Origin of the sequence: Prosthecobacter sp. (assembly GCF_049294395.1) — a bacterium.
GTDB lineage: Bacteria > Verrucomicrobiota > Verrucomicrobiia > Verrucomicrobiales > Verrucomicrobiaceae > Prosthecobacter.
This window is the reverse complement of the sequence record NZ_JBAQCR010000446.1, coordinates 1-20,215: the sequence shown is the minus strand read 5'-3', so window position 1 is coordinate 20,215 and position 20,215 is coordinate 1. Positions and strand designations below refer to the sequence as shown.

Sequence of the window (20,215 nt, the reverse complement as noted above, 5' to 3'; positions counted from 1 at the left end):
TCGATCTGCATCTCATTGAGATCGGGGGCGATCTTGACGAGAAACGGCACCTGTTTGCCGTGCTCCTGCTTCAAGACGGCCTGTTCTTTCTTCAAAGCAGAGATCAGTTCACGCACCGCCCCCTCGGCTTGAAGATCGCGCAGGCCCTTGGTATTCGGAGAGGAGATGTTCACCGCGATGTAATCAGCGACGGGATACGCGGCCTTCTGGCAGATGAGATAATCCTTCACCGCATCTTCATTCGGCGTGTCGAAGTTCTTACCGATGTTCACACCGACGACGGCTTTGGTGCGCCGATGCTTGAGCTTTGCCACGGCGGACTGAATGCCGGGGTTGTTGAAGCCCATGCGGTTTATGAGTGCTTCATGCTCGGGCAGGCGGAAGAGGCGCGGCTTTGGATTCCCCGGCTGCGGGCGCGGCGTGAGCGTGCCGACTTCCACGGCGCCAAGCCCAAGCGCTCCCCAGGCCTCCACCGCGCTGGCGGACTTGTCCATGCCGGCTGCGAGTCCGAGAGCATTGGGAAAGGTGAGCCCCATCATGCTGCGCGATTGCTGGGGGCCGCTGACCACTGACCTGAGCATGCCGAGGCGATGCGCGATGATCATCATCTTTACCGTGAGTGTGTGGGCACGTTCGGCATCGAGGCGGAAGAGCCACGGTTTCAGCACGGGGTAAAAAGATTCGATCAAGGTCATGCGTCAGGCGGGGAGGATGGATTTCACGAGTGCTGCCACGGCTTTGCCGAGCCGTCCATGCGCAGCCGCATCTAAATGGATGCCGTCGCTGCCGGGCTCGATCAGTGTTTGCGTATTGAGGAAGCCGCAACCGAGTGAACTGGCAACGGCTTCATAATACTTGGGCAGCCTGCGGCTGTCTTTTTGACCGTTGGGGAACTTGGCGGCGACGTCTGGCAGGTGCAGTTGATCGCCGATGGCTGGCGGGCAGAGCAGCAGGAGTTTGGGTGCTTTGTTGCCGATGCCGGCATCGCTGCCCAGGATCATCTGCGCCAGCATTTTGACACCGGTGGCGATTTCTCCGGGGGAAACGCCATAAACGGCTTTGAGGTCATTCGAGCCGAGCATCAGCACCACCAGATCCAGCGGCTTGTGGGATTCCAGGATGGCAGGCAGCACCGTCTTGCCATTGCGTGCCAGCGCAAAGGGGTCGTCGTGCACGGTGGTGCGACCATTTTGCCCTTCTTCGATCACCCGAAAGCTGGTACCCAGTTCGTGGGCCAGAATTCCAGTCCAGCGCACGTCATGCGGGTGGCGTTCAGGGCAGGGGAGTAAGATGCTTTCGGGCTTGAAGCCCCAGGTGTTAGAATCGCCAAAACAGAGAACGTTTTTCATCAGGCGTGCATGATGCCTTTCATCGAGGCGGGGGCAACTGCTCTCCACAAATGTGAATAACTCATCAAATTCCAGCTTGCGCCTCTTTTTGTCTGTGTTAGACATCCTGCCCCCTGCTCCAAAAGCAGGGTTTTGAGTTCCCCCAGACTCACCTTCTTTCACTACTCCTGTATGCGCGTCCGTACCTCCGTTAAACCTCTCTGCGAACTTTGCCGTGTTATCCGCCGCAAAGGTGTTGTCCGTGTTGTCTGCAAAAATCCACGCCATAAACAGCGTCAGGGTTAATCCTTTCTTTAAATCCCAATACACTGAATTATGGCCCGCCTGCTTGGAGTCGAAATCCCGAACGAAAAGAAAATCGAATACTCACTTCCGTATATTTACGGCATTGGGCTTTCCGTCAGCCGCAAGATTCTTGCCGCCACCAATATCGACCCGAACATTCGGGCAGGTGAACTGAGCGACGAACAGATCGCTGCGATCACCCAGACCGTTCAGGGGATGAAGATTCCGATCGAAGGCGACCTTCGTCGTGAGCTTCAGATGCACATGAAGCGCATCCTTGGTATCAACTGCTACCGTGCACATCGTCATCGTCGTGGTCTGCCAGTGCGCGGCCAGCGTACACACACCAACGCCCGCACTCGCAAGGGTCCACGTAAGACCGTGGGTGCCCAGAAGGCGAAGTAATCTGAATTTTAGCAACGTCCCCGTTCCATATCATGGCTGAAGAAACGACCCCCACCGCACCCGCCGCCGCAGCACCAGCTCCGGCAGCAGCCCCCGCTCCGGTAGCGGCACCCGCCCCTGGCGCAGCACCTGCTGCTCCTGGTGCAGACCAACGCCCCTCCGGCAGTGGCGACAAGCAGGTTTCCCAGAGCGTCTGGCTCGAAATCGGTGGTGAAGCCGCCGAACAGAAGGTCGTCAAGGCCAAGGGTTCCAAGAACGTCTCCTCAGGTCTTGTCCACGTTTACGCCACCTTCAACAACACCATCGTTACGATCACCGACCGCGCAGGTGGTGTGATCGGCTGGTCCACCGCTGGCAAGATGGGCTTCCGTGGTTCCCGTAAAGGCACTGCATACGCCGCTCAGGTGGTTGCTCAGGATGCCTGCCGTCAGGCAATGGGTCATGGTCTGCGTGAAGCTGAAGTTCGCCTTCGTGGTCCTGGCTCCGGCCGTGAGTCCGCTGTGCGTGCCGTTCAGGCCCTCGGTGTCGAAGTGACCACCATCAAGGACGTCACTCCCATCCCGCACAACGGCTGCCGTCCGCCAAAAGCCCGTCGCGTCTAATTTTTCAGCTCTTTTCTCTTACCCACTATGGCACGCTACACAGGTCCTCGCGAAAAAATCAATCGCCGTTTCGGCATTGCGCTTTTCGGCCCTTCCAAATCTCTCGAAACCCGTAATTTCCCACCAGGACAGCACGGCGCCCGCAACACCCGCCGCAAGACCTCTGAGTACGGCACCGCCCTCGCTGAAAAGCAGAAGCTGCGCTATCAGTACGGCCTCATGGAAAAGCAGTTCCGCCGCTTCTTCGCTGAAGCTCAGCGCCGCAAGGGTGTGACCGGTGAAAACCTGCTTCAGATGCTCGAACTGCGCCTCGACAACGTCGTGTATCGCATGGGCTTCGCCAACACCCGTTTCGCTTCCCGTCAGCTCGTCAGCCATCGTCACATCACGGTGAACGGCAAAGTGGTGAACATCGCCAGCTATCAGGTCAAGCCCGGTGACGTCGTCGCCGCCCGCGCCAGCAGCCAGCGCAGCCAGCAGCTCATCGGTCGTTTCCTTGAAATGACCCAGGGCACTCCTGCTTCCGACTGGATGACTGTCGATCGCGACAAGATGAGCGGTGTTGTCAATCGCGTCCCAGTGCGTGAAGAGATCAACCCGATCGCCAACGAGCAGCTCGTCGTCGAACTCTACTCCCGTTAATCCCTCTGGATTAGCCATCATTCTTCAAGAGGGACGCTTTCGGGCGTCCCTTTTGCTTTGCCACCCTCGTAGCCCTTTCCCTCATGAAACCGACCCGCCTGGAACTCATTGGAACCGAAGTTGCCCTCGTTTGGAGCGATGGCACGGAGCAGTTCATCTCCATGGAAAAACTGCGCGCCGCCTCACCCAGCGCCGAGAACACAGGCGAACGTGATCTGCTGGGAAAAAAGATCGGTGGCACCAATCAAAAGCACTTTCCCGGCGTCACGGTGAAGGACTGGCGGATGGTCGGCGGCTACGCGATCCAGTTTGAGTTCAGCGACGGGCACAACACCGGGCTTTACTCGTTTGATTATCTCCGTGCGTTGGACGCCGTGGATGCCGCGTAAGAGTGGCAAAGTGCGATACCGCATTCATTCCCCCACGACACTGACCACGATGCTTCGCGTGTGCGGGGCCCGGCGGTGCTCGAAGAGAAAAATGCCCTGCCATGTCCCAAGGGCGAGGCGGCCGTTCACGACGGGAATGACTTCGGAGGTGCGGGTCAGCGCCATGCGCAGATGGCTCGGCATGTCATCCGGCCCTTCGTAGGTATGTACGAAATAAGGTGTGTCCTCCGGCACGAGGTGGTCAAAGAAGCTGTGCAGGTCGGTGCGTGCGGATGGATCAGCATTCTCGTAGATCACCAAGCTCGCGCTCGTGTGCTGCACAAAGACAGTGACCGTGCCTGTGCGGATGCCACTGACGCGCACGATCTCCTGACAGCGCTCGGTGATTTCATAGGTGCCCTTGCCCCGGGTGGGGATTGAGAATTGATCAGCGTGAGCGGCCATGTGTGGAGAGGTGGGAAAACGAAGGCGAAGAAGCCACGTTCTGCCCGTTTGGTCAGCAACAAAAATGCCATGTGATCTTCATCACATGGCATCAGATTGTTGACTGCAGCAAGTCGATTACGACAGCTCAGCGAGCTTGGCCTTCACCGCGGCGAAGTCAGGAAGGTCTTTCGGCGTTGCGGTCTGTTCGGCGTATTGAATGACGCCGCTCTTGTCGATGACGAAAGCTGCACGGGCGGAGGTGTCGCCGATGCCGGCGAGGCCTGGGAAGAGCACGTCGTAGGCCTTGGTGGTTTCTTTGTTCAGGTCGCTGACCAGCGTGATGCCGATCTTTTCCTTCTGAGCCCAGGCTTCCTGTGCAAAGGGGCTGTCCACGCTGATGCCGATGACTTCGGCGTTCAGGTCGCTGTAGGAGCTGAGGCCTGCGGTGATGTCGCAGAGTTCCTGGGTGCAGACGCCCGTGAAAGCGAGGGGGAAGAAAAGCAGGACGGTGTTCTTGCCAGATGGGAGCGAGACATCGCTAAGGCCGGTGGCGGATTTCGATTTGAGGGTGAAGCCAGGGGCTTTGGAGCCGACGGAGAGTGCCATAGAGGTTGTGTGGGTGTGGGTTGCGTTCAGGCCGGGTGGCCAGGAGTCCGGTTATCAAGGCCAGACTGGCCTTCAGGTCAAACTAACGTTGCTGCTCTCCGCTTTGGATGCCCTGCCGTATTTACGCCAGCGGCAGCAGCTCTTTGATCGGATCGCCAAAGGGAAGGATGGGCATCGGGCGGCCCTGGAAGTCGTCAAAACTGTCTTCCGGGTCGATGCCGAGATGTTGGTACACCGTGGCCCAGAGGTCATTCGGGCTGAGCGGACGCTCAATGGGGAATTCTGCCCGTGGATTCGTCGCGCCGATGACCTGGCCGGTTTGCATGCCGCCGCCGCTGACGATGAAGGACATCGCATTCGGCCAATGGTCGCGCCCGGGCTGGCTCACGCCGGTCTGGGTGCCGATCTGAGTGTTGATCTTGGGCGTGCGGCCAAACTCACCGGTGATGATGACGAGCACGTCTTTGTCGAGTCCGCGTTGGTGGATGTCCTCGATCAATGCAGATGCCGCCTGATCATACACCGGCATGCGCCAGCGGGCGTCGGCATACATGTCGCAGTTCACCGCGTGGCTGTCCCAGTTGTAGGTGCAGTTCTTCGGGATGGTGGTGGAGAAGGGATTCTCCCAGACCATGGTCACAAAACGGCAGCCTGCTTCCACGAGACGACGCGCCATGAGTCCGCGCTGGCCGTAGGTGCTGTAGCCGTAGCGCTCGCGTGTTTGGGCAGACTCCTGCGTCAGGTCAAAGGCATCACGCACCGAGGGCGTGGTGAGCATGCCAAACGCCTTCTGGCTGAAGCTGTCCATGGCGTCCATGAGGCCGCTGCGATCCATCTCGCGCTTGAGATTGTCCATGCCCTTGAGCAGATGCATGCGGTCGTCCATGCGTGTTGCCATGTCAGGCGTCAGGCCGATGTTCTCGACCTTGAAATCTTTGGCGCTGGGATCTCCCACCACCATGAAGGGGGAGGCGGAAGGCCCGAGATAGGCTGCGCCCATCGAAAACACATCAATGCCGCTGCGACCACGATCCACACCTGCCACACAGGTCGGCATGGCCTGCCCGGCGCGCTGCAGCTTGCGGGTGATGATGGACTGCACCGAAGGCGCATCATTGACGAAGCCCACCGGCAACGCGGGATTGCGCCCGGTCATGAAGCGCTTGTGCCCGCCGCCATGGTCCGAGAACTCGTGGTGCACGCTGCGGATGATGTTGAACTTGTCAGCGATCTTGGCCTGTTTGGGAAACAGTTCGCAGATGTGTGTGCCGGGCACCTTGGTGCGGATCGGATTGAGCACGCCGCGATATTCCACCGGCGCGTTCGGCTTCATGTCATAGCTTTCCAGCTGCGACATCCCGCCCGGCAGCCAGACAAAGATGACCGACTTGTCCTTGAGTCGTTTGCCCGCCGCCTTGGCAATTGTTTCAGCGCGCAAGGTGTCGCTCAGTGACCAGCCCGTGAGCCCGAGCGTGCCCATGCTGAGAAAGCTCCGCCGTGACAGCGGGCCGGAGCAGCGGTGGGGGGAGGCTGAGGACGAGAAGGACATGGGATGGCACTAATACGCTGCGAATGGGATCTGAACTTTCACTGGGAGGGGAACGGCTTTTGAACAGACCAAAATCCAGTCTTGGCAGTCCCAAAACAATCCGGTATCATCTGGAATCATGGCCACTCAGGAACTCTTTGCCCAAGCCGTTCGTCTGTCATCCGAGGAACGACGTTTTCTGGCCGAAATCATCTGGGAGACCGTTGACGCGGATTTGCCAGCGCAGTGGGAAAATGACACCACAATTGCAGCGGAGGTCGAGAAACGCTTTGAGGCGTTTAAAGCGGGCCGCGAACGAGGATTGAGCCATGATGAGGTTTTTGCGGCTGCAAGAATATTTGTGGCATGAAGTGGTATTTGGATCTCTTTCAGCCGTGGCTTTTCAGAATTACCGAACATTACTGTGCCCGGTACCCGGAAACTTTCCGCGCATCATTTGCCGATCTTTGACGCTCCACCCTTTTGCGAAGAGATCTCGCCACCTGTCGGCACGACCCCACTGAAAGTGAGCTGCTGCAGGAAATGATACAACGCCTGCTTCCACTCCGGGGCGTCGTGTTCGTGGTCCGTGACGTGCCAAACATGCGGTCCATCCTGAGCCTTCAGCCAGGCATGGAAGTCTTGGCTGATGGAGAAGAGTCCGTCTTTGCTGCCGCAGGAAAGCCAGAGCAGGCGGAGGTGTTTGGCCGCATTCGCGTTCGGCAGCAGTTCGGCGGGTTTGCGGGTGTTGGGTGCGGAAGAGAAGCCGCCGACCCATGCAAAGAGCAAGGGGTGACCCAGCCCGAAATTCAGCGCCTGCCCGCCGCCCATGGAGAGTCCGGCCAGCGCACGGTGCTCGCGGTCCGCCTGCACGGCATAACGCGCTTCAATGGTCGGGATCACATCGTCCAGCAGGTCGTGCTCAAAAACCGCAAAGGCCGGCGCATGCTTGAAGACATCGCCTGTGGGCCGGTCGTTTTTCTGCGCTCGGCCATTTGGCATGACCACGATCATCGGCACCGCTTTCCCATCGGCGAGGAGATTGTCCAGCAGCACGTCCGGGTGGGCAAAGCGCTCCCACTCTGTTTCATCGCCGCCGATGCCGTGCAGCAAGTACAGCACCGGCAGTTTTTTCTCCGGCGTGTAACCGGGAGGTGTGTACACATTCATCCGCCGCCGCGTACCCACGGTCTTGGAGTCGTACTCGATCATCGTCAGTTTGCCGTGAGGGATGCCTTCACGCCGTTTGTCCCAGCCTTCGGGTGGCGGGGGAAAGGCGGGGCGGTCATCTTCCTTCAGCACGATTGGTCCCCTGGACTTGCGTGGCTCGCTTTCGACCGACTGCGACAACGCAGGGCAGGTGGTCAGGATCAGCAGTAGCGCGCGCGCAATGATGTTCATGGCAGGTGTTTCTTCACTTCAGGCTCATGATGAACGCCTTCACATCGGCGAACTCCTGAGGCTTTAAGATGAGGTTCATCGGGGGCATCGGAGAAATAGGTGTGGCGGTGTAGCCTTCGGCAAGTTTGGCGTTCGGATTGGTGAGGCTTTCCAGAATGTAGGCGGCGTCCTTGCGCGTGGCGATGCCGTCCAGCGCAGGGCCGACGGCGCTGCCCTGGCCTTTGAGCATGTGGCAGTTTTTGCAGGCGGCCACGGGGTGCTCCCAGAAGATTTTTTCACCGCGCTTCACATCACCTGCGAGTTTGGATTCATCGTCTTCAATTTCGGGAATCAATTCCACCAGGCGCACATCGTCAAAGTAGGTGTCGCCTTTGCCCACGTGCAGCAGGTTGATGCTCGCCTTGTCGCGGGTCTTGCTGTTGAAGGTCACGTCCACTTCGGTCCAGTCCTGCGTGCGGGTGAGCTTGGTCGTTTCAGCGCGGCCGAGGTGATCGTTGAGGCTGGCTTTGCCCCGGAAACCGTGGGTCTTGATCCAGGCACTGAGCTTGTATTCCGTGTTCGGCTTCAGCGGCACGTCGGCGAAGAAACTGGTGTCGGCATCATCGCGGGTGATGACGCGGAAGGCCTGCTTGCCGCTGTGGATCATCTTCTCATCGGTGACGATGCTCCATTCGGCCCCGGCATTGCCGGGCTTCGTGCCGTAGTTGCGCAGCGTCCAGCCGCTCGGTGTTTTGGCACCTGCCACCACTTCTTCAAACCCAGGATTCGGCAGGAGATTGGGGCCTTCCTTGTAGTTCAGGGCCTTGTGTATCTTGCCCAGCATCTTCGCGGCTTCGGCCAGCCATTCGTCATTCTTCACGACCGGATCAATGGCGAGCTTTTTCACCAGCGTTTGAATCTCTGGCGTGGTGGGGAAGTCAGCGAGCTTCACGAAAGCGGCAAGGCGCGTGTGCAAATCGGGATCGCTAATGACGCCGGAGCCGAAGAACAAGTCCTGCGCTGCTTTGTCGTTGCCAAGAGCGCGAATCGCATTGCGGCGGAGTTTGGCGTCTTTGGAGATGAGCGTGGTTTGGTGGGTTTTGGCGTCGAGGATGCCAAGACCTTGAAGTGTCCATAAGGCATGGATCGCTTGGACCCCCTCCATCGGCGCCAACTTGGCATGCAACCCATCCGATAAAGTGACCTTCTCCTCGATCAATTGTCTCTGTGCATTCAAGCGGCTGTAGAGGGAGGCTGCTTCCAAGTTATTAAGAACATCCGTTGGTGTCGGCGGAGGTTGCGGAATTGCCCCAGACCGGTGGTAGCCCTTTTTCACAATCCTGTAAATCCGCCCGCGGCTGTGGTCGCGCAGATCATTCTCATGCGCACCGCCTTTGCCAGTGGTGGCCACGAAGCCGCCGCGTTCCATGCTCGGCGTGGGATTGTGCTGGATGATGAAGTTTTGGAAATCGGCCACCCACACCGCGCCATCGGGACCGACTTCGGCGTGGACGGGGGAGTTCCATTCATCGCTGCTGGCGTAGATGTTCATGAAGTCGAGCGCCTTCCAGCCTGCGCCATCGGGCTGAACATCGAAGAGGGAGACGACCTTCATGGTCGGCTCGCAGACCATGGCCTTGCCTTGGAAACGCTTCGGCAGATTGCCGCTGTAGATGAAGTTGCTGCCTGCTGCGGAGGTGTAGCCGCCAAAGACATCCACCTGACGGAAGTTCGGCGTGATGGTGTGGCAGGCCTCGACCACGTTGATCTTCTTCGCCGTCATGCCGCGTGAGCCCTCTGGATAAACGGTTCCAGGAATGCCGCCAAAGAAGATGGGTGCGCCGTTCGCGGTGCCACCGAACTGATCGCCCGCGTCATTGGTGCTGTGCGCCCATGCGTTGTTGGTGAACTGATGGAGGAACTCGATGGCGCTGCCGTCTGCCTTGAAGCGATAGGTTCCCATGGAGAACTGGTGCTTCTTGCCGCCGACGTAACCTTCAATGCCGCTGTAGCCCACGCAGCCGTAGAGCCAGTTGTCGAAGCCGTAGTGCAGATTGCTGGCCTGAGCGTGCGTGTCGCGGATGCCCCAGCAGTCGATCACGGTTTCACGCACATCGGCTTTGTCGTCGCCGTTAGTGTCTTCGAGGTAGATGAACTTCGGCGGCGCGGCCACGATGATGCCTTTGCGGGCAAACACGATGCCGGTGGGAAGGTTGAGCTTGTCGGCGAAGACGGTGAACTTGTCGGCTTTGCCATCGCCGTCGGTGTCTTCGCAGATCTTGATGCTGTCCTGGCCTTCGCCGCTGTCGGTCACGCCATGGGGGTAGTCGCGTGTCTCCACCACCCAACAGCGACCGCGTGCATCCCAGGCGAAAGCGATGGGCTTGGCGATGTCCGGTTCGCTGGCGAAGAGTTTCAATTCGCAATCGGCCGGCACCTGCGTGCGCTCCATGCTGGCTTTCACGCTCATGGGCAGCTGCAGCGTGAGCGGCTCCGGGCGCTTCTCGTAATTGGCCACCTGCGGGTGCTTCTTGCGCTCTTCGGGATCGCGCTGCTTGAGGAAGGCTTCGTAGCTGGCTTTGCGCTCGGCGCTGAGTTTGGACAGGATCGCGTCACGGCTCAAATCGCTGCCGGGTTTGAGGATGAGGTCGTAGTCCCCGGCGGGCAGTTCCTCCTTGGCATAGTCAAACCAGATGGCATCGCGGCCCAGATCACGCATGGCCTCATGCAGCGGGCCGACGGCGGTTTGCGCCTTGCCTTCGGCATCCAGATACAGCACGCGGATGGGGCCGGTGGGCGCGGCATGGGCTAAAACGGCGGTGAAGAGGATGAGCAGGATTGCTTTCATGGTTGGTGATGTGAAATCTCACTCGAAATAACGCTTTCTGGCCAGCCTGATGTGCGGACAACTTTTGGGAGGAATCGGACACGGTGAAAATGACGGAATGTACGTTTGGCTTTTCGTCTGGCGGCGGCATGATCCCGGCCCGTGACTGATACCAAACGACTGCGCCTGTTCATGCTCATTGCCCCGCTGCTCAGCGGGATCATTCTGACCTTTGCCTTTCCAGGCTGGAATTCCAATCTCGCAGTCTGGCTCTGGCTCCTGCCTTTGCTGGCCGTCTTGTGGCCATGGAAGCATGCAGAGGGTGTCAAAGTGCGTCCGTTTTGGCGCGGCTATCTGGCCGGACTGGCCTTCTTTCTGATCAATCTGAAGTGGGTGCATCATTCGGCGCGCGTGAGGCTTGGCAATGCGATTGACGACTCCTGGTCGGGGCTGCTGCCGGAGCTCGCAGGATTCGGCGCGCTGGTCGGCCTGTCTGGATACTGCGCGGTTTACTTTGGTCTGTGGGCCTGGTTCACGCATCGCTTTGCACGGCCCCATGTGACCACGCTGACCAAGGATGCGTGGTGGCCGAGCACGCTGCATTCCCTGGCGTGTTCCTTTCTCGCTGCTTCGGCATGGGTGGCATGTGAATGGCTGCGCAGCACGACGGTCTTCACCGGCTTTGGTTGGAACGGTCTCGGAGTGGGAATGCAAGGCATGCTGCCTCTCATTCAGGCAGCGGATTTGGTGGGCGTTTTTGGCCTGTCATTTTTGCCGGTGTTTGTGGCCTGCACGGCGTGGAACACGATGACGCGGCTCATCATCGCTTACCGCGGAGAGGGCACGTGTAAAACGCGGCTCGACTTCACCATGGCTTTGATCCTCATGCTCAGCACGGCGGGTTATGGAATGCTGAAGCTGACCGCCAAAGAGCAGGACGCCATCACCGTGCGCACCGTTCTGGTGCAGCCCAACGTGTCGCTGGTGGATGCCGCGACGGGCAGGCTGGCGGAGCAAACGTATCAGCACCTCGATCAGTTCACCCGCATGTATGGCACGGCGAAGGAGGGCAAGACCTCCACGGATCTCATCATCTGGCCGGAGAGCGCGCTGCCGGTCAATCTGGAGGACCGGTATCACTATCTCCCGCAGGACTTTCATCGAAATTACTTCAATGACATGCTGCAGGCCGGAGACTTCAGCCTCTTCTTTGGCACGGATCTCTATAAAAGCGCTGAGATCGGGCATGTGTCTGCCGTGCTGTTTCGTGGCAGCGCCGAGCATCGGCAGGACTACCACAAGGTGCATCTCGTTCCCTTTGGAGAATACCTGCCGCTGAAAAGCATCCCGCCTTTTTCCTTTTTGAGCAGCATGTTTGAAGGAGCTTTTACGCCGGGAGCCAAAACCGAGCCGATGCTGCTGGAGCAGCCGCAGGTGCAGATCATCCCGCTCATCTGCTTTGAAGACACCGTGGGCAGTCTGGCGCGCAAGTTTGTGCGCGAGGCGCCGCAGATGATCGTGAACATCACCAACGATGGCTGGTTCCTCCAAAGTGAAGAACCCGAGGTGCATCTGACCAATGCGCTCTTCCGTGCCATTGAGCTGCGCCGCCCCATGGTGCGTGCCACGAATACGGGCGTGAGCTGCTTCATCGACACCTGTGGCCGCATCACCTCCAGGCTGAAAGATCCTGAGACGGGTTCAACCTTCATCGAAGGAACGCTTCCCGGCGAGGTCAAGGTGCCGCGTGCGGGGCACCTGACGCTCTATGCACGTTACGGAGACTGGTTTGCGCTGACGCTGCTGGGCCTCTGCGTGGCCGTATGGATCTACTGCGGATTGATCCGGAAAACGAACGCGCTTCCTTGAGCGGACTCAGTCACCCCGCCACCAGGAGCGCCAGGTGGGCCGTGGCTTGGGATCATGCTGAGATTGCAGCGGTCCCGGAAAGTGGGCGTCGTTGGCGTTCTCGGCGGGAGGGGCGGCGCTGTCTTCGTTGGAGAATGGCTTGGCGAAGTTCTGAGGGGCAAATTTGGATTTCGCGGTGACGGAGTTTTGCATCGGCGCACGCGGGCGCAGGATGATCTCGGCTTCGACCACGGTGCCTGCCGTTTGAGGCTGAAAGGGAACTGCGGGCGTCGTTGCAAAGACGTCCGGTTCTGGCTGCCAGGGATTGTGAGGTGCTGCGGCGAGCGGGGGATCGAAGGATGCTTCGCCAGGGGCCGCCAGCTCTACCGGGATCTCTGGCGCTGCTGCTACTGCTGCTGTGGGCAGAGGTTCAAAAAAGGGTGCTGGTTCCCACACATGGGCCGCAACGGACGGGGCCGGTGATGGCATGGGGGGCACGGGTGTGAATGGAGGCGCTAGCTGGATTTCATCTGGAAATGCCGCTCCTTGGAACACCGCAGTGGAAAAGAAGAGCGGTGGCCCGGGCTCTTCATGCTGTACAGGGGCGCTGGAAAACATGTGGGAGCGCGCAGGCTCCAGGCTGCTCTTGGGGGCTTCTTGCAGCACGGGTGTGCTGAAGAACATGTCGCCGACGGGTGGGACGTAGGGCGCGGATTCGTTCAGGCTCGGCAAGGGATCTAGACCGAGAGTCCATGCGCCATCTGCTGCAAGGGGAAGCGAGGGAGGGGGCGGTGTATGCAGCAGAACTTCCGCAGGCACGGGTGGAGGCGGCGTCTGCTGCAGTAGTTGCAAGGTCGGTGCCTCCTGAAAAAATAGCGGAGGCGGAGGAGGGGCTTCCGGCTCTTGTTCTGCTTCTACCGCTTCCTCGATCTCGGGAGCAGGTGCTGGAATCGGCTGCGCGGGTTCAGTGAGGTCGGCAAAGGAATCGTTGTCCGGTGGTGATGAACTGGGGAATCCCTCAAATTCATCCAGAAGGAAGGATTCCGGCTGGTAATCTTCTTCGGGCTCTTCTGGCGTGATCTCGGCTGCGGAGAAATCAATGACAGGGGCCTGCTCTTCGCGAATGATCTGGCGGGAAAGCCACTGTTCGACCTGGCTGTCCACGGGGATTTCGGGCGCGAGTGGAGCAGGGGGCGGCAGGCTCTTTGGCGTGGCCGGTGGCGGCGGAGCGGCGGTCTTTTTCTGCTTCAGCATCGCCATGGCCGCAGCACCCGCAGCGAATAGAAGGGGAGCTTTGCCCATGCGTGCGGCAATGACTCCACCAAGAGCCGTGGCCGCAAGGATTGCCAACGGGCCAGGCTCATGACTGGTGCGTTGCGGCTGTTCTGACGAATGGTCCTCGGAAGCCGTGCTCATCCTTGAATTAAAACGATGTTAATTCACCGCAGAAGCTGCGGCAAGACTCAACTGCTTCACTACCAGTCTGCTGCTGACTATTTGTTGGCATCGCCACCGCTGGCGACGGCAAGGCCGGCATCCTCGGGAGGAAGGAAGGCTTTGAAGCGGTTTTTGTCGATGGCCTTCATGTAGGCTTCCATCGGGGTGACGTAGCCGTCACGGAGCTTCTGCCAGATGGCTTCGTCCATGAACTGCATGCCCTGGGATTTGCCGCCGATGATGACGTCGTAGAGCTTCTGGGTGGCACCTTCACGAATGATGGCGCCGACGGCGGGATTGGACACCATGATTTCATTCACGGCGGCACGGCCCTTGCCATCCGACTTCTTCATGAGGAGCTGGGCGACCACGCCTTTGAGCGAAGCGGCGAGCATGGTGCGCACCTGGCTCTGCTGATCGGAGGGGAAGACGTCAATGATACGGTCAACGGTTTTGCGGGCGTTGTTGGTGTGCAGGGTGCCAAAGACGAGCAGGCCGGTCTCCGCTGCCGTAAGGGCCAGCGAGATGGTTTCAAGGTCGCGCATTTCGCCCACAAGCACGATGTCCGCATCTTCACGCAGAGCGGCGCGCAGGCCGTCGGCGAACGACGGGGTCTGGATGGGCACTTCACGCTGGGTGATGATGCTCTTCTTGTTGCGGTGCACGAACTCGATCGGTTCTTCGATCGTGATGATGTGGCGGCGGAAGTTGGTGTTGATGTAATCCAGCAGGGCGGCCAGCGTGGTGGATTTGCCCGAACCGGTGGGGCCGGTGACGAGGACCAAGCCGCTGCGCATGTGGCCGAACTCCTTGACCACAGGCGGGATGCCGAGCTGCTCCAGACTGGCGATCTTGGTGGGAATGATACGGAACACCGCGCCGTAGCCGTGCTGCTGGCGCAGGTAGTTGCAGCGGAAGCGGTTGTCCGCATCCATCTCGTAGGCGAAGTCGAGGTCTCCCTTTTCCTTGTAGCGGTCCCAGGCGCGTGGCTCGCAGATTTCGCGCATCATGGTCTCCATGAGGCGCTCGTCCAGGATCTGGTCGGAGATGGGCTTGATGCTGCCGTGCACGCGCACCTTGGGCGGCTGCTTCTGGCTGAGGTGAAGGTCGGATCCGCCCAGTTCGATGAGCTTCTGGAAATATTGATCAATGATTGGCATGAGACGTTCGCAGTGGTCGGTTGGCGTGGCAGAGGGCCTCAGGATTCGAAGAATTTCTTCATCATGATCTTGTCCTCGGCGCGGAACTCGCATTCTTCGCGGCTGATCTGCCCGGAGGAGTACAGATTGCGCAAGGAATCATCCATGGTGATCATGCCGACGCCTTTGCCGGTCTGCATGACACCCGCGAGCATGTAGGTCTTGCCTTCACGGATACAGTTGCCGACGGCGGGGGTGTTGACGAGCACTTCGAGCGCCATGACGCGGCCGGTGCCGTCGATCTTGGGAACGAGCTGCTGGGAGAGAATGCCGCGCAGGGATTCAGACACCATGATGCGGATCTGATCACGCTGATCGATGGGGAACACATCGAGAACACGGTCCAGGGTGCGGGCGGCGCTGCCGGTGTGCAGGGTGCCGAGCACAAGATGGCCCGTTTCTGCTGCGGTGATGGCCAGGGAGATGGTTTCAAGGTCGCGCATTTCACCCACCATGATCACGTCCGGGTCTTCACGCAGGGCACCGCGGAGAGCGGCGGCAAAGGAGGCGGTGTGGGTGTGAACTTCGCGCTGGTTCACGTGGCAGCCCTTGGGCTCGATGATGTATTCGATCGGGTCTTCCAGGGTGATGATGTGATCCTGCCGCTCTTCGTTGATGGAATCAACCAGCGCGGCCAGCGTGGTGGACTTGCCGCAGCCGACAGGACCGGTGACGAGGATCAGGCCGTTGTGGAAACGGGTGAGCGTCTTGGCCGTGGCGGGCAGGCCGAGATCTTCGACGGACTTGATGCTGGTCTTGATGACACGGAACACCATGTCAATGCCCAGACGCTGCTGGACGACGGAGGAACGGAAACGACCGAACGGAGGCGAGTAGGCGAAATCAACATCACCACGAGATTCGAGCTGTTTGACGTGGGCCTCTCCCAGAAAGCCGTAGGCGAGGCGGCGGGCATCTTCCGGGGTGAGAATTGCCGCATTGTCCCAGATGGGCTGCAGATTGCCATAGCGGCGCCAGACAGGTTGTGCGCCGGTGGCGAGATGCAAGTCAGACGCATCATACTCCATGCAAAAACGCAGGTAGTCGTCCACGGAGCCTAAAACAGGAAGAAGATCTTGTGGGGGTTGGTTGGGATCGGACATGAAAGGGTGATGACGCTAGACTGCTTCGGAATCCGGGACGTTCGGAGATATTTTCTGGCGCAGGTAAGTTTCAAACAACTGAGTGCCGTAATTCATCAAGGATTTACGTGCAAGACCAAGCAAAGGACTGAGGAGCAGAGCAAACAAACCGCTTCTCTGAGCGCCACTAAGGGAACCTTCAGTATGGCGGGCTGTGCCCCGTGAGGGCCAGACGGCCTTCAGCACCGCCAGACCTGCGACGGCGGCGGCTCCAATCCACAGCGCACGGTGCTTTTCCACGCTGCGGGTGATCAGTGCCCGCGGACTCCATTCATCCACCGCATGGGCGGCATGATGCGCCAGAGACGCACGGGCGTCTTCCAGATCACGCAAAGCCTGCTGCTTCGGAGTTAGTTGTTCTTGTTGCTGGAGAGCCATTCGCGATCCCGGCGGAATTGATTGAATGATTCCTCAAAGAGCTGCATGCCGCGCAGCCTGGACTTCAGTCCGGCGAGCAGCAGCACGCCGAGGAAGAGATGAATGCCGGCACCGGCAAGAGCCACCCGCGTCCAGTGCCAGCCATTGGAGTCTGCGATGATCCAGACGAGTGCGGGGGCGGCCAGCATCCAGCCGATGACGAAGGCGGCAAAGGCCAGCATGAACATGCCGGAGAGATTGGTGAGGCGGCTGCCCGCCTCCTGGCCTTCAATGTGCAGCAGGCGGCCGCGTGCCTCAATGTACAAGGCGACGGCGCGCAACAGTCCTGTTGCGCTGGCGCGTTCCTCGGGGGCGGGCGGCGTGCCGGGGTTCATGAAAAGGGGGGCGCGATGTAAGAATCAGCGACGCAGAATGGCCCCGACGACGAACCCAATGCCAAAGGCGGTGAGCAGGGCCTGCAGCGGCTTTTCACGGGCGAATTTTTCTGCCTCGGCGCGCAGGTCATCATAGCGCACACGCGCTTCACTGAAAGTGTGGTCGGCAAATTCTCCGGCCTTTTCCTTGATGTCGGTGGCCTTTTGTTCGGCGGTGTCGCGGAACTGCTGCGCCTTTGTTTCCGCAGCGGCACGGAATTCAGACGCCTTCTGCGCAGCTGCGGCACGGAGCTCCTCGGCGGCTTTCAAGGCGCTGGCTTTCGCGGCTTGAAAGGGGTCATGTGCAGGACTGCTGCCAAAGACGGAATCTACGGTGGGGTTGTCAGTCATGGTGCGAAAAGTGTTGGGGGTGGCATGCAAGGCTAAGGGCCTGCTTTACGTCCCTGAATAAAGACGGTCTCTCACGCTTGGCGAGAGGAAAAAACATTTGGTCGATTTCTTCGATCAGGCGCTGCGAACCACGCCCCGAGGGGGGCTTTTCCGCATGGCCGGGGCTGGCATTCTGCGTCGTGCGAGCAGCAAGGCACGCTGCAGCGCAGAGTTCTGCTGTCTGGCATTGGCGATTTCCGCCTTGGCGGCAGCAAGCTCAGACTCAAGCGACTGGATGCGCAGCGTGTCCATGGCGGGCAACGGAGGCAAGGATGCCGCAGGCGGAGGCGGGGGAGGCTTGGGAAGAGCGGTGGTGAAGGGTGGTGGAAGTACTGCGGCTGCCGGCTTTGGCTGGGCGGCCAGCGCGGCCTCAAGTTCGGAGATCTTGGCAAGTGCGACCGCCAGCGTCTGCTGATGCACGGCATCCATTTCCTTCAGGGCATTGGCACCACCCTGATCCACCTGCAGCAGCCGGTGTGAAAGTTCACTGCGCAGGGCATCAAACTGCCGCTGGGTTTTGGCTCTCCAGGACATGGAGTCATGGTGGACGGAGGTGACCTCCAACTGCTGCAGCACAGACTGCTTTTCCATCCTGGTGATTTCAACTTCCATGCGGTGGTTGGCACGGAGGAGCCGAAAGGTGCGAACCAAGGAAAGCAAAAACAAGCCTGTAACGATGCTGAGTGCGATGATCAAAGCCAGAAGCTCCTGAGACAGTTCACTATTCATTCCTGTGTATGCGGCAAATGTTGTTTCAAATCAATTTTGTGGGAGGTGCTCGGCTTTCGCAGAATTTCAATTCCGCGAGCCTTTCTGAGATGGCGTGGTTCAGGAGATGTTCAGCGCCGGAACAGGCAGCACGGGTTTCTCTTCCGGCGCTACAATCTTCGCCAGCACGGCGGGTGGCGGCGGTGGTGGTGCAAAGACTTCAGTCGGCTTGACGGCGGTTTCACAGCGCTGCTGGACTTCCTTGTAACGCAGTTCGGATTCTTCGAGACGTTTGGAGAACTCCGCACGGAAAGAATCAAACATGCGCTGCAGTTCTCCGCGCCAGGCATTGGAATCCGAACGAACCGAGAGGAGCGCCTGATGCTGGTTGATCACCTGCTGCTCCATTTTGGAGGTGCTTTCGCGCAGGCGGGAGTTGGTGCGCAGCAGAAACACAATCCTCACCATCGAGATGAGAAGCAGGCCTCCAACGATTGCCAGACTCAGTTTCAGCGTGGGAACATCGAGAGCAATTTTGGAAAGGTCCATAGGTAAGGACATGAGCATGTTTCGTTCCAAAATCAATGAGGCCTGCTCATTTATTTAGACCGTTTGCCCTTCGCATTTTTGACAATGCCCGGCTTTTTCCAAGCGCCGACGGGCAGCACTTGCGCGCGTGCCGCCCAAGTTTCCCATGCTGCGGACATGGCTTGTACGCGCTCGGGTTCTGCCGTGGCGAGGTCATGCATCTCAGCACGGTCCTGGTCGATGTTGTAGAGTTCCCATGGCTTGTTTTCCTTGGCCACGAGCTTCCATGGACCGGCGCGATGAGCGCGGTTGCCTTCATGCTCCCAGAAGATGGAGCGCGTTGCCAGACTCTGGCCTTTGAAGACGGGAATCAAACTGATGCCTTCCTTGGGGCGGATGGTTTGGCCGTTGAATTCGGCTGGATAGGTTGCTTCGGCGACATCCGCGCAGGTCGCCATGAGATCGATGAGATGCCCGGGTTGCGCCTCTATCCTGCCTTGCTGTGCCTCTGGAATCCCGGCGGGCCAGTGGGCGATGAGCGGTGTGGAGATGCCGCCTTCATGCACGAAGTGTTTGTACTCGCGGTGCGGTGTGTTGGAGACGTTGGCCCAGGCTTCGCCATACGCGATGTAGTCGTTCGGTCCGCCCGGCATGATGCCCTGGCCCTGCTTCACCGGCTGGCCATCGCGGGTTTGTTTGGGGATGACATCGAGGCGAATCGCATCCTGCGCGATGACGGGAAATGTCTTCTCATTGAATGCAGGCGGCTTGGCCTGGCGACCGATGCCTTCCTGGCAGCCGCCGTTATCCTGGAGAAAAAGAATGAGCGTGTTTTGCAGCAGGCCCTTCTTCTCCAGCGTGCCCACCACGCGGCCGATGCCCTGATCCATGCGGTCGATCATCGCGGCATAAGTTTCCATGCAGCGAGTTTCCCACTCCTTGTTTTTGACCTGTGTCCAGTCGCCGAAGGTTGGGGAGAGCTCCGCGTTCTTGGCAATGAGTCCCATCTGCTGCATGCGCAGCTGGCGTGCCTGCCGCATGGATTCGTAGCCGGCGTCATACTTGCCTTTGTACTTGGCCACGTCTTCCGGCAGCGCATGCATGGGCCAGTGCGCGGCGGTGTAGGCCATGTACATGAAGAAAGGCTTGTCCTTCTGCGCGGTGGCATGCTCATCAATGTAGCGAACCGCGTGGTCGCTGATGGCATCGGTGTAGTAGTACTGCTTCGGCTGGTATTCCGCATCGGCGAAGGGCGAGATCATCGCGTCATCGCGTGTGAGTGTACCGGGATCATAGAAGCTGCCTGCGCCGGTGATGGTGCCATAGAAGCGGTCAAAGCCGCGATGCAGCGGCCAGTTGTGCTTGGGGCCTTCTGGCTGCGCGTGCTTGGTGACGTGCCATTTGCCCACGGCATAAGTTCGGTAGCCTGCTGGTTTGAGCACTTCGGCGATGGTGACGCAGCGGTTGTTCAGATCGCCGCGATAGCCGTCGTGCCCACGATCTTCCATCATGTGTCCGATGCCCGCCTGATGCGGATACAGCCCGGTGAGCAACGAGGCGCGGGTGGGGCAGCAGCGCCCGGCATTGTAGAACTGGCTGAGCCGCACGCCGCCCTTCGCGAGACGGTCGAGATTCGGCGTTTGAATTTCTCCGCCGTAGCAACCGAGGTCCGAGAAGCCCATGTCATCCGACATGATCAAAACAATGTTCGGCCGCGCAGCTTGGAGTGATGG

General features: G+C 59.5%; 23 protein-coding genes. 7 read left to right on the top strand and 16 right to left on the bottom strand.

The annotated features are described in order from the left end of the window. Window positions 1-695 (bottom strand): quinone-dependent dihydroorotate dehydrogenase (locus WAW39_RS30595; protein ID WP_422323632.1); only part of this gene is annotated, 695 nt, incomplete at its 3' end. Between the two features lie 3 nt (window positions 696-698). Continuing rightward, a complete protein-coding gene (locus WAW39_RS30590) occupies window positions 699-1,349 on the bottom strand; it encodes an SGNH/GDSL hydrolase family protein (RefSeq protein WP_422323630.1) in 651 nt (216 codons plus the stop codon). A gap of 171 nt (window positions 1,350-1,520) precedes the next feature. Here WAW39_RS30590 and rpmJ point away from each other — a divergent pair, with 171 nt between their 5' ends. From rpmJ to WAW39_RS30565, 5 genes are all read left to right on the top strand, one after another. Beyond that, the gene (gene rpmJ, locus WAW39_RS30585) at window positions 1,521-1,634 is read left to right on the top strand and encodes a 50S ribosomal protein L36 (RefSeq protein ID WP_133796336.1); all 114 of its coding nucleotides are present in this window, start codon (window positions 1,521-1,523) and stop codon (window positions 1,632-1,634) included. 30 nt (window positions 1,635-1,664) lie between these two features. Next, window positions 1,665-2,039 carry a 30S ribosomal protein S13 gene (gene rpsM, locus WAW39_RS30580; RefSeq protein WP_395731177.1) on the top strand — a complete coding sequence of 125 codons (375 nt, stop codon included), beginning with the start codon at window positions 1,665-1,667 and terminating at the stop codon, window positions 2,037-2,039. Window positions 2,040-2,071: 32 nt separating this feature from the next. Then, entirely contained in the window at window positions 2,072-2,641 is a 570-nt protein-coding gene (gene rpsK / locus WAW39_RS30575; RefSeq protein WP_422323627.1) for a 30S ribosomal protein S11, read from the top strand. 27 nt (window positions 2,642-2,668) lie between these two features. Next, window positions 2,669-3,283 carry a 30S ribosomal protein S4 gene (rpsD, locus tag WAW39_RS30570; RefSeq protein ID WP_422323625.1) on the top strand — a complete coding sequence of 205 codons (615 nt, stop codon included), beginning with the start codon at window positions 2,669-2,671 and terminating at the stop codon, window positions 3,281-3,283. Window positions 3,284-3,366: 83 nt separating this feature from the next. Beyond that, window positions 3,367-3,672 (top strand): gamma-butyrobetaine hydroxylase-like domain-containing protein, encoded by a 306-nt coding sequence (locus WAW39_RS30565; protein ID WP_422323623.1) that lies wholly within the window; start codon window positions 3,367-3,369, stop codon window positions 3,670-3,672. Between the two features lie 24 nt (window positions 3,673-3,696). Here WAW39_RS30565 and WAW39_RS30560 read toward each other — a convergent pair whose 3' ends face one another. The 3 genes from WAW39_RS30560 to WAW39_RS30550 form a co-directional block, all read right to left on the bottom strand. Then, a complete protein-coding gene (locus WAW39_RS30560) occupies window positions 3,697-4,116 on the bottom strand; it encodes a secondary thiamine-phosphate synthase enzyme YjbQ (RefSeq protein WP_397381118.1) in 420 nt (139 codons plus the stop codon). 117 nt (window positions 4,117-4,233) lie between these two features. Beyond that, a complete protein-coding gene (locus WAW39_RS30555; RefSeq protein ID WP_422323620.1) occupies window positions 4,234-4,704 on the bottom strand; it encodes a redoxin domain-containing protein in 471 nt (156 codons plus the stop codon). A gap of 121 nt (window positions 4,705-4,825) precedes the next feature. Then, entirely contained in the window at window positions 4,826-6,253 is a 1,428-nt protein-coding gene (locus WAW39_RS30550; protein ID WP_422323618.1) for a DUF1501 domain-containing protein, read from the bottom strand. Between the two features lie 118 nt (window positions 6,254-6,371). Here WAW39_RS30550 and WAW39_RS30545 point away from each other — a divergent pair, with 118 nt between their 5' ends. Beyond that, window positions 6,372-6,602, top strand: a complete 231-nt coding sequence (locus WAW39_RS30545) for an addiction module protein (RefSeq protein WP_422323616.1) — start codon at window positions 6,372-6,374, stop codon at window positions 6,600-6,602. A gap of 83 nt (window positions 6,603-6,685) precedes the next feature. Here the strand turns inward: WAW39_RS30545 and WAW39_RS30540 are convergent, their stop codons facing one another. Both WAW39_RS30540 and WAW39_RS30535 read right to left on the bottom strand, forming a co-directional pair. Further along, window positions 6,686-7,633, bottom strand: a complete 948-nt coding sequence (locus tag WAW39_RS30540; RefSeq protein ID WP_422323614.1) for an alpha/beta hydrolase — start codon at window positions 7,631-7,633, stop codon at window positions 6,686-6,688. A gap of 13 nt (window positions 7,634-7,646) precedes the next feature. Further along, window positions 7,647-10,460 carry a PVC-type heme-binding CxxCH protein gene (locus tag WAW39_RS30535; protein ID WP_422323612.1) on the bottom strand — a complete coding sequence of 938 codons (2,814 nt, stop codon included), beginning with the start codon at window positions 10,458-10,460 and terminating at the stop codon, window positions 7,647-7,649. Window positions 10,461-10,601: 141 nt separating this feature from the next. Here WAW39_RS30535 and lnt point away from each other — a divergent pair, with 141 nt between their 5' ends. Continuing rightward, window positions 10,602-12,308: an apolipoprotein N-acyltransferase gene (gene lnt, locus WAW39_RS30530; RefSeq protein WP_422323610.1), complete on the top strand. Its 1,707-nt coding sequence runs from the start codon at window positions 10,602-10,604 to the stop codon at window positions 12,306-12,308. A gap of 6 nt (window positions 12,309-12,314) precedes the next feature. Here lnt and WAW39_RS30525 read toward each other — a convergent pair whose 3' ends face one another. The 9 genes from WAW39_RS30525 to WAW39_RS30485 all read right to left on the bottom strand — a co-directional run. Next, complete coding sequence (locus WAW39_RS30525; RefSeq protein ID WP_422323608.1) at window positions 12,315-13,703, bottom strand: hypothetical protein; 1,389 nt, start codon at window positions 13,701-13,703, stop codon at window positions 12,315-12,317. A 77-nt stretch (window positions 13,704-13,780) separates the two neighbouring features. Further along, window positions 13,781-14,884: a type IV pilus twitching motility protein PilT gene (locus WAW39_RS30520; protein WP_395731191.1), complete on the bottom strand. Its 1,104-nt coding sequence runs from the start codon at window positions 14,882-14,884 to the stop codon at window positions 13,781-13,783. A 38-nt stretch (window positions 14,885-14,922) separates the two neighbouring features. Beyond that, entirely contained in the window at window positions 14,923-16,026 is a 1,104-nt protein-coding gene (locus tag WAW39_RS30515) for a type IV pilus twitching motility protein PilT (RefSeq protein ID WP_422323606.1), read from the bottom strand. A 15-nt stretch (window positions 16,027-16,041) separates the two neighbouring features. Then, window positions 16,042-16,443, bottom strand: coding sequence for a hypothetical protein (locus WAW39_RS30510; RefSeq protein ID WP_422323604.1), 402 nt, complete (start codon window positions 16,441-16,443; stop codon window positions 16,042-16,044). Continuing rightward, the gene (locus WAW39_RS30505; protein WP_422323602.1) at window positions 16,416-16,817 is read right to left on the bottom strand and encodes a phage holin family protein; all 402 of its coding nucleotides are present in this window, start codon (window positions 16,815-16,817) and stop codon (window positions 16,416-16,418) included. Before WAW39_RS30505 ends, WAW39_RS30510 begins: the two co-directional genes overlap by 28 nt. Window positions 16,818-16,841: 24 nt before the next feature. Then, window positions 16,842-17,207 carry a DUF883 family protein gene (locus tag WAW39_RS30500; protein ID WP_422323600.1) on the bottom strand — a complete coding sequence of 122 codons (366 nt, stop codon included), beginning with the start codon at window positions 17,205-17,207 and terminating at the stop codon, window positions 16,842-16,844. A 114-nt stretch (window positions 17,208-17,321) separates the two neighbouring features. Next, the gene (locus tag WAW39_RS30495) at window positions 17,322-17,975 is read right to left on the bottom strand and encodes a hypothetical protein (protein WP_422323598.1); all 654 of its coding nucleotides are present in this window, start codon (window positions 17,973-17,975) and stop codon (window positions 17,322-17,324) included. Window positions 17,976-18,074: 99 nt separating this feature from the next. Further along, window positions 18,075-18,503, bottom strand: coding sequence for a hypothetical protein (locus WAW39_RS30490; RefSeq protein WP_422323596.1), 429 nt, complete (start codon window positions 18,501-18,503; stop codon window positions 18,075-18,077). Between the two features lie 50 nt (window positions 18,504-18,553). Then, window positions 18,554-20,215: arylsulfatase (locus tag WAW39_RS30485; protein WP_422323594.1), on the bottom strand; the 1,662-nt coding region annotated here is incomplete at its 5' end.

Coding starts and splice junctions, on each gene's coding strand:
- rpsM (WP_395731177.1), top strand. CDS start 1,665: ATGGCCCGCCTGCTTGGAGTCGAAATCCCGAACGAAAAGAAAATCGAA.
- WAW39_RS30525 (WP_422323608.1), bottom strand. CDS start 13,703: ATGAGCACGGCTTCCGAGGACCATTCGTCAGAACAGCCGCAACGCACC.
- WAW39_RS30545 (WP_422323616.1), top strand. CDS start 6,372: ATGGCCACTCAGGAACTCTTTGCCCAAGCCGTTCGTCTGTCATCCGAG.
- WAW39_RS30500 (WP_422323600.1), bottom strand. CDS start 17,207: ATGACTGACAACCCCACCGTAGATTCCGTCTTTGGCAGCAGTCCTGCA.
- rpsK (WP_422323627.1), top strand. CDS start 2,072: ATGGCTGAAGAAACGACCCCCACCGCACCCGCCGCCGCAGCACCAGCT.
- WAW39_RS30540 (WP_422323614.1), bottom strand. CDS start 7,633: ATGAACATCATTGCGCGCGCGCTACTGCTGATCCTGACCACCTGCCCT.
- rpmJ (WP_133796336.1), top strand. CDS start 1,521: ATGCGCGTCCGTACCTCCGTTAAACCTCTCTGCGAACTTTGCCGTGTT.
- WAW39_RS30515 (WP_422323606.1), bottom strand. CDS start 16,026: ATGTCCGATCCCAACCAACCCCCACAAGATCTTCTTCCTGTTTTAGGC.
- rpsD (WP_422323625.1), top strand. CDS start 2,669: ATGGCACGCTACACAGGTCCTCGCGAAAAAATCAATCGCCGTTTCGGC.
- WAW39_RS30560 (WP_397381118.1), bottom strand. CDS start 4,116: ATGGCCGCTCACGCTGATCAATTCTCAATCCCCACCCGGGGCAAGGGC.
- WAW39_RS30550 (WP_422323618.1), bottom strand. CDS start 6,253: ATGTCCTTCTCGTCCTCAGCCTCCCCCCACCGCTGCTCCGGCCCGCTG.
- WAW39_RS30565 (WP_422323623.1), top strand. CDS start 3,367: ATGAAACCGACCCGCCTGGAACTCATTGGAACCGAAGTTGCCCTCGTT.
- WAW39_RS30555 (WP_422323620.1), bottom strand. CDS start 4,704: ATGGCACTCTCCGTCGGCTCCAAAGCCCCTGGCTTCACCCTCAAATCG.
- WAW39_RS30535 (WP_422323612.1), bottom strand. CDS start 10,460: ATGAAAGCAATCCTGCTCATCCTCTTCACCGCCGTTTTAGCCCATGCC.
- WAW39_RS30495 (WP_422323598.1), bottom strand. CDS start 17,975: ATGAATAGTGAACTGTCTCAGGAGCTTCTGGCTTTGATCATCGCACTC.
- WAW39_RS30490 (WP_422323596.1), bottom strand. CDS start 18,503: ATGGACCTTTCCAAAATTGCTCTCGATGTTCCCACGCTGAAACTGAGT.
- WAW39_RS30510 (WP_422323604.1), bottom strand. CDS start 16,443: ATGGCTCTCCAGCAACAAGAACAACTAACTCCGAAGCAGCAGGCTTTG.
- WAW39_RS30520 (WP_395731191.1), bottom strand. CDS start 14,884: ATGCCAATCATTGATCAATATTTCCAGAAGCTCATCGAACTGGGCGGA.
- WAW39_RS30505 (WP_422323602.1), bottom strand. CDS start 16,817: ATGAACCCCGGCACGCCGCCCGCCCCCGAGGAACGCGCCAGCGCAACA.
- WAW39_RS30590 (WP_422323630.1), bottom strand. CDS start 1,349: ATGAAAAACGTTCTCTGTTTTGGCGATTCTAACACCTGGGGCTTCAAG.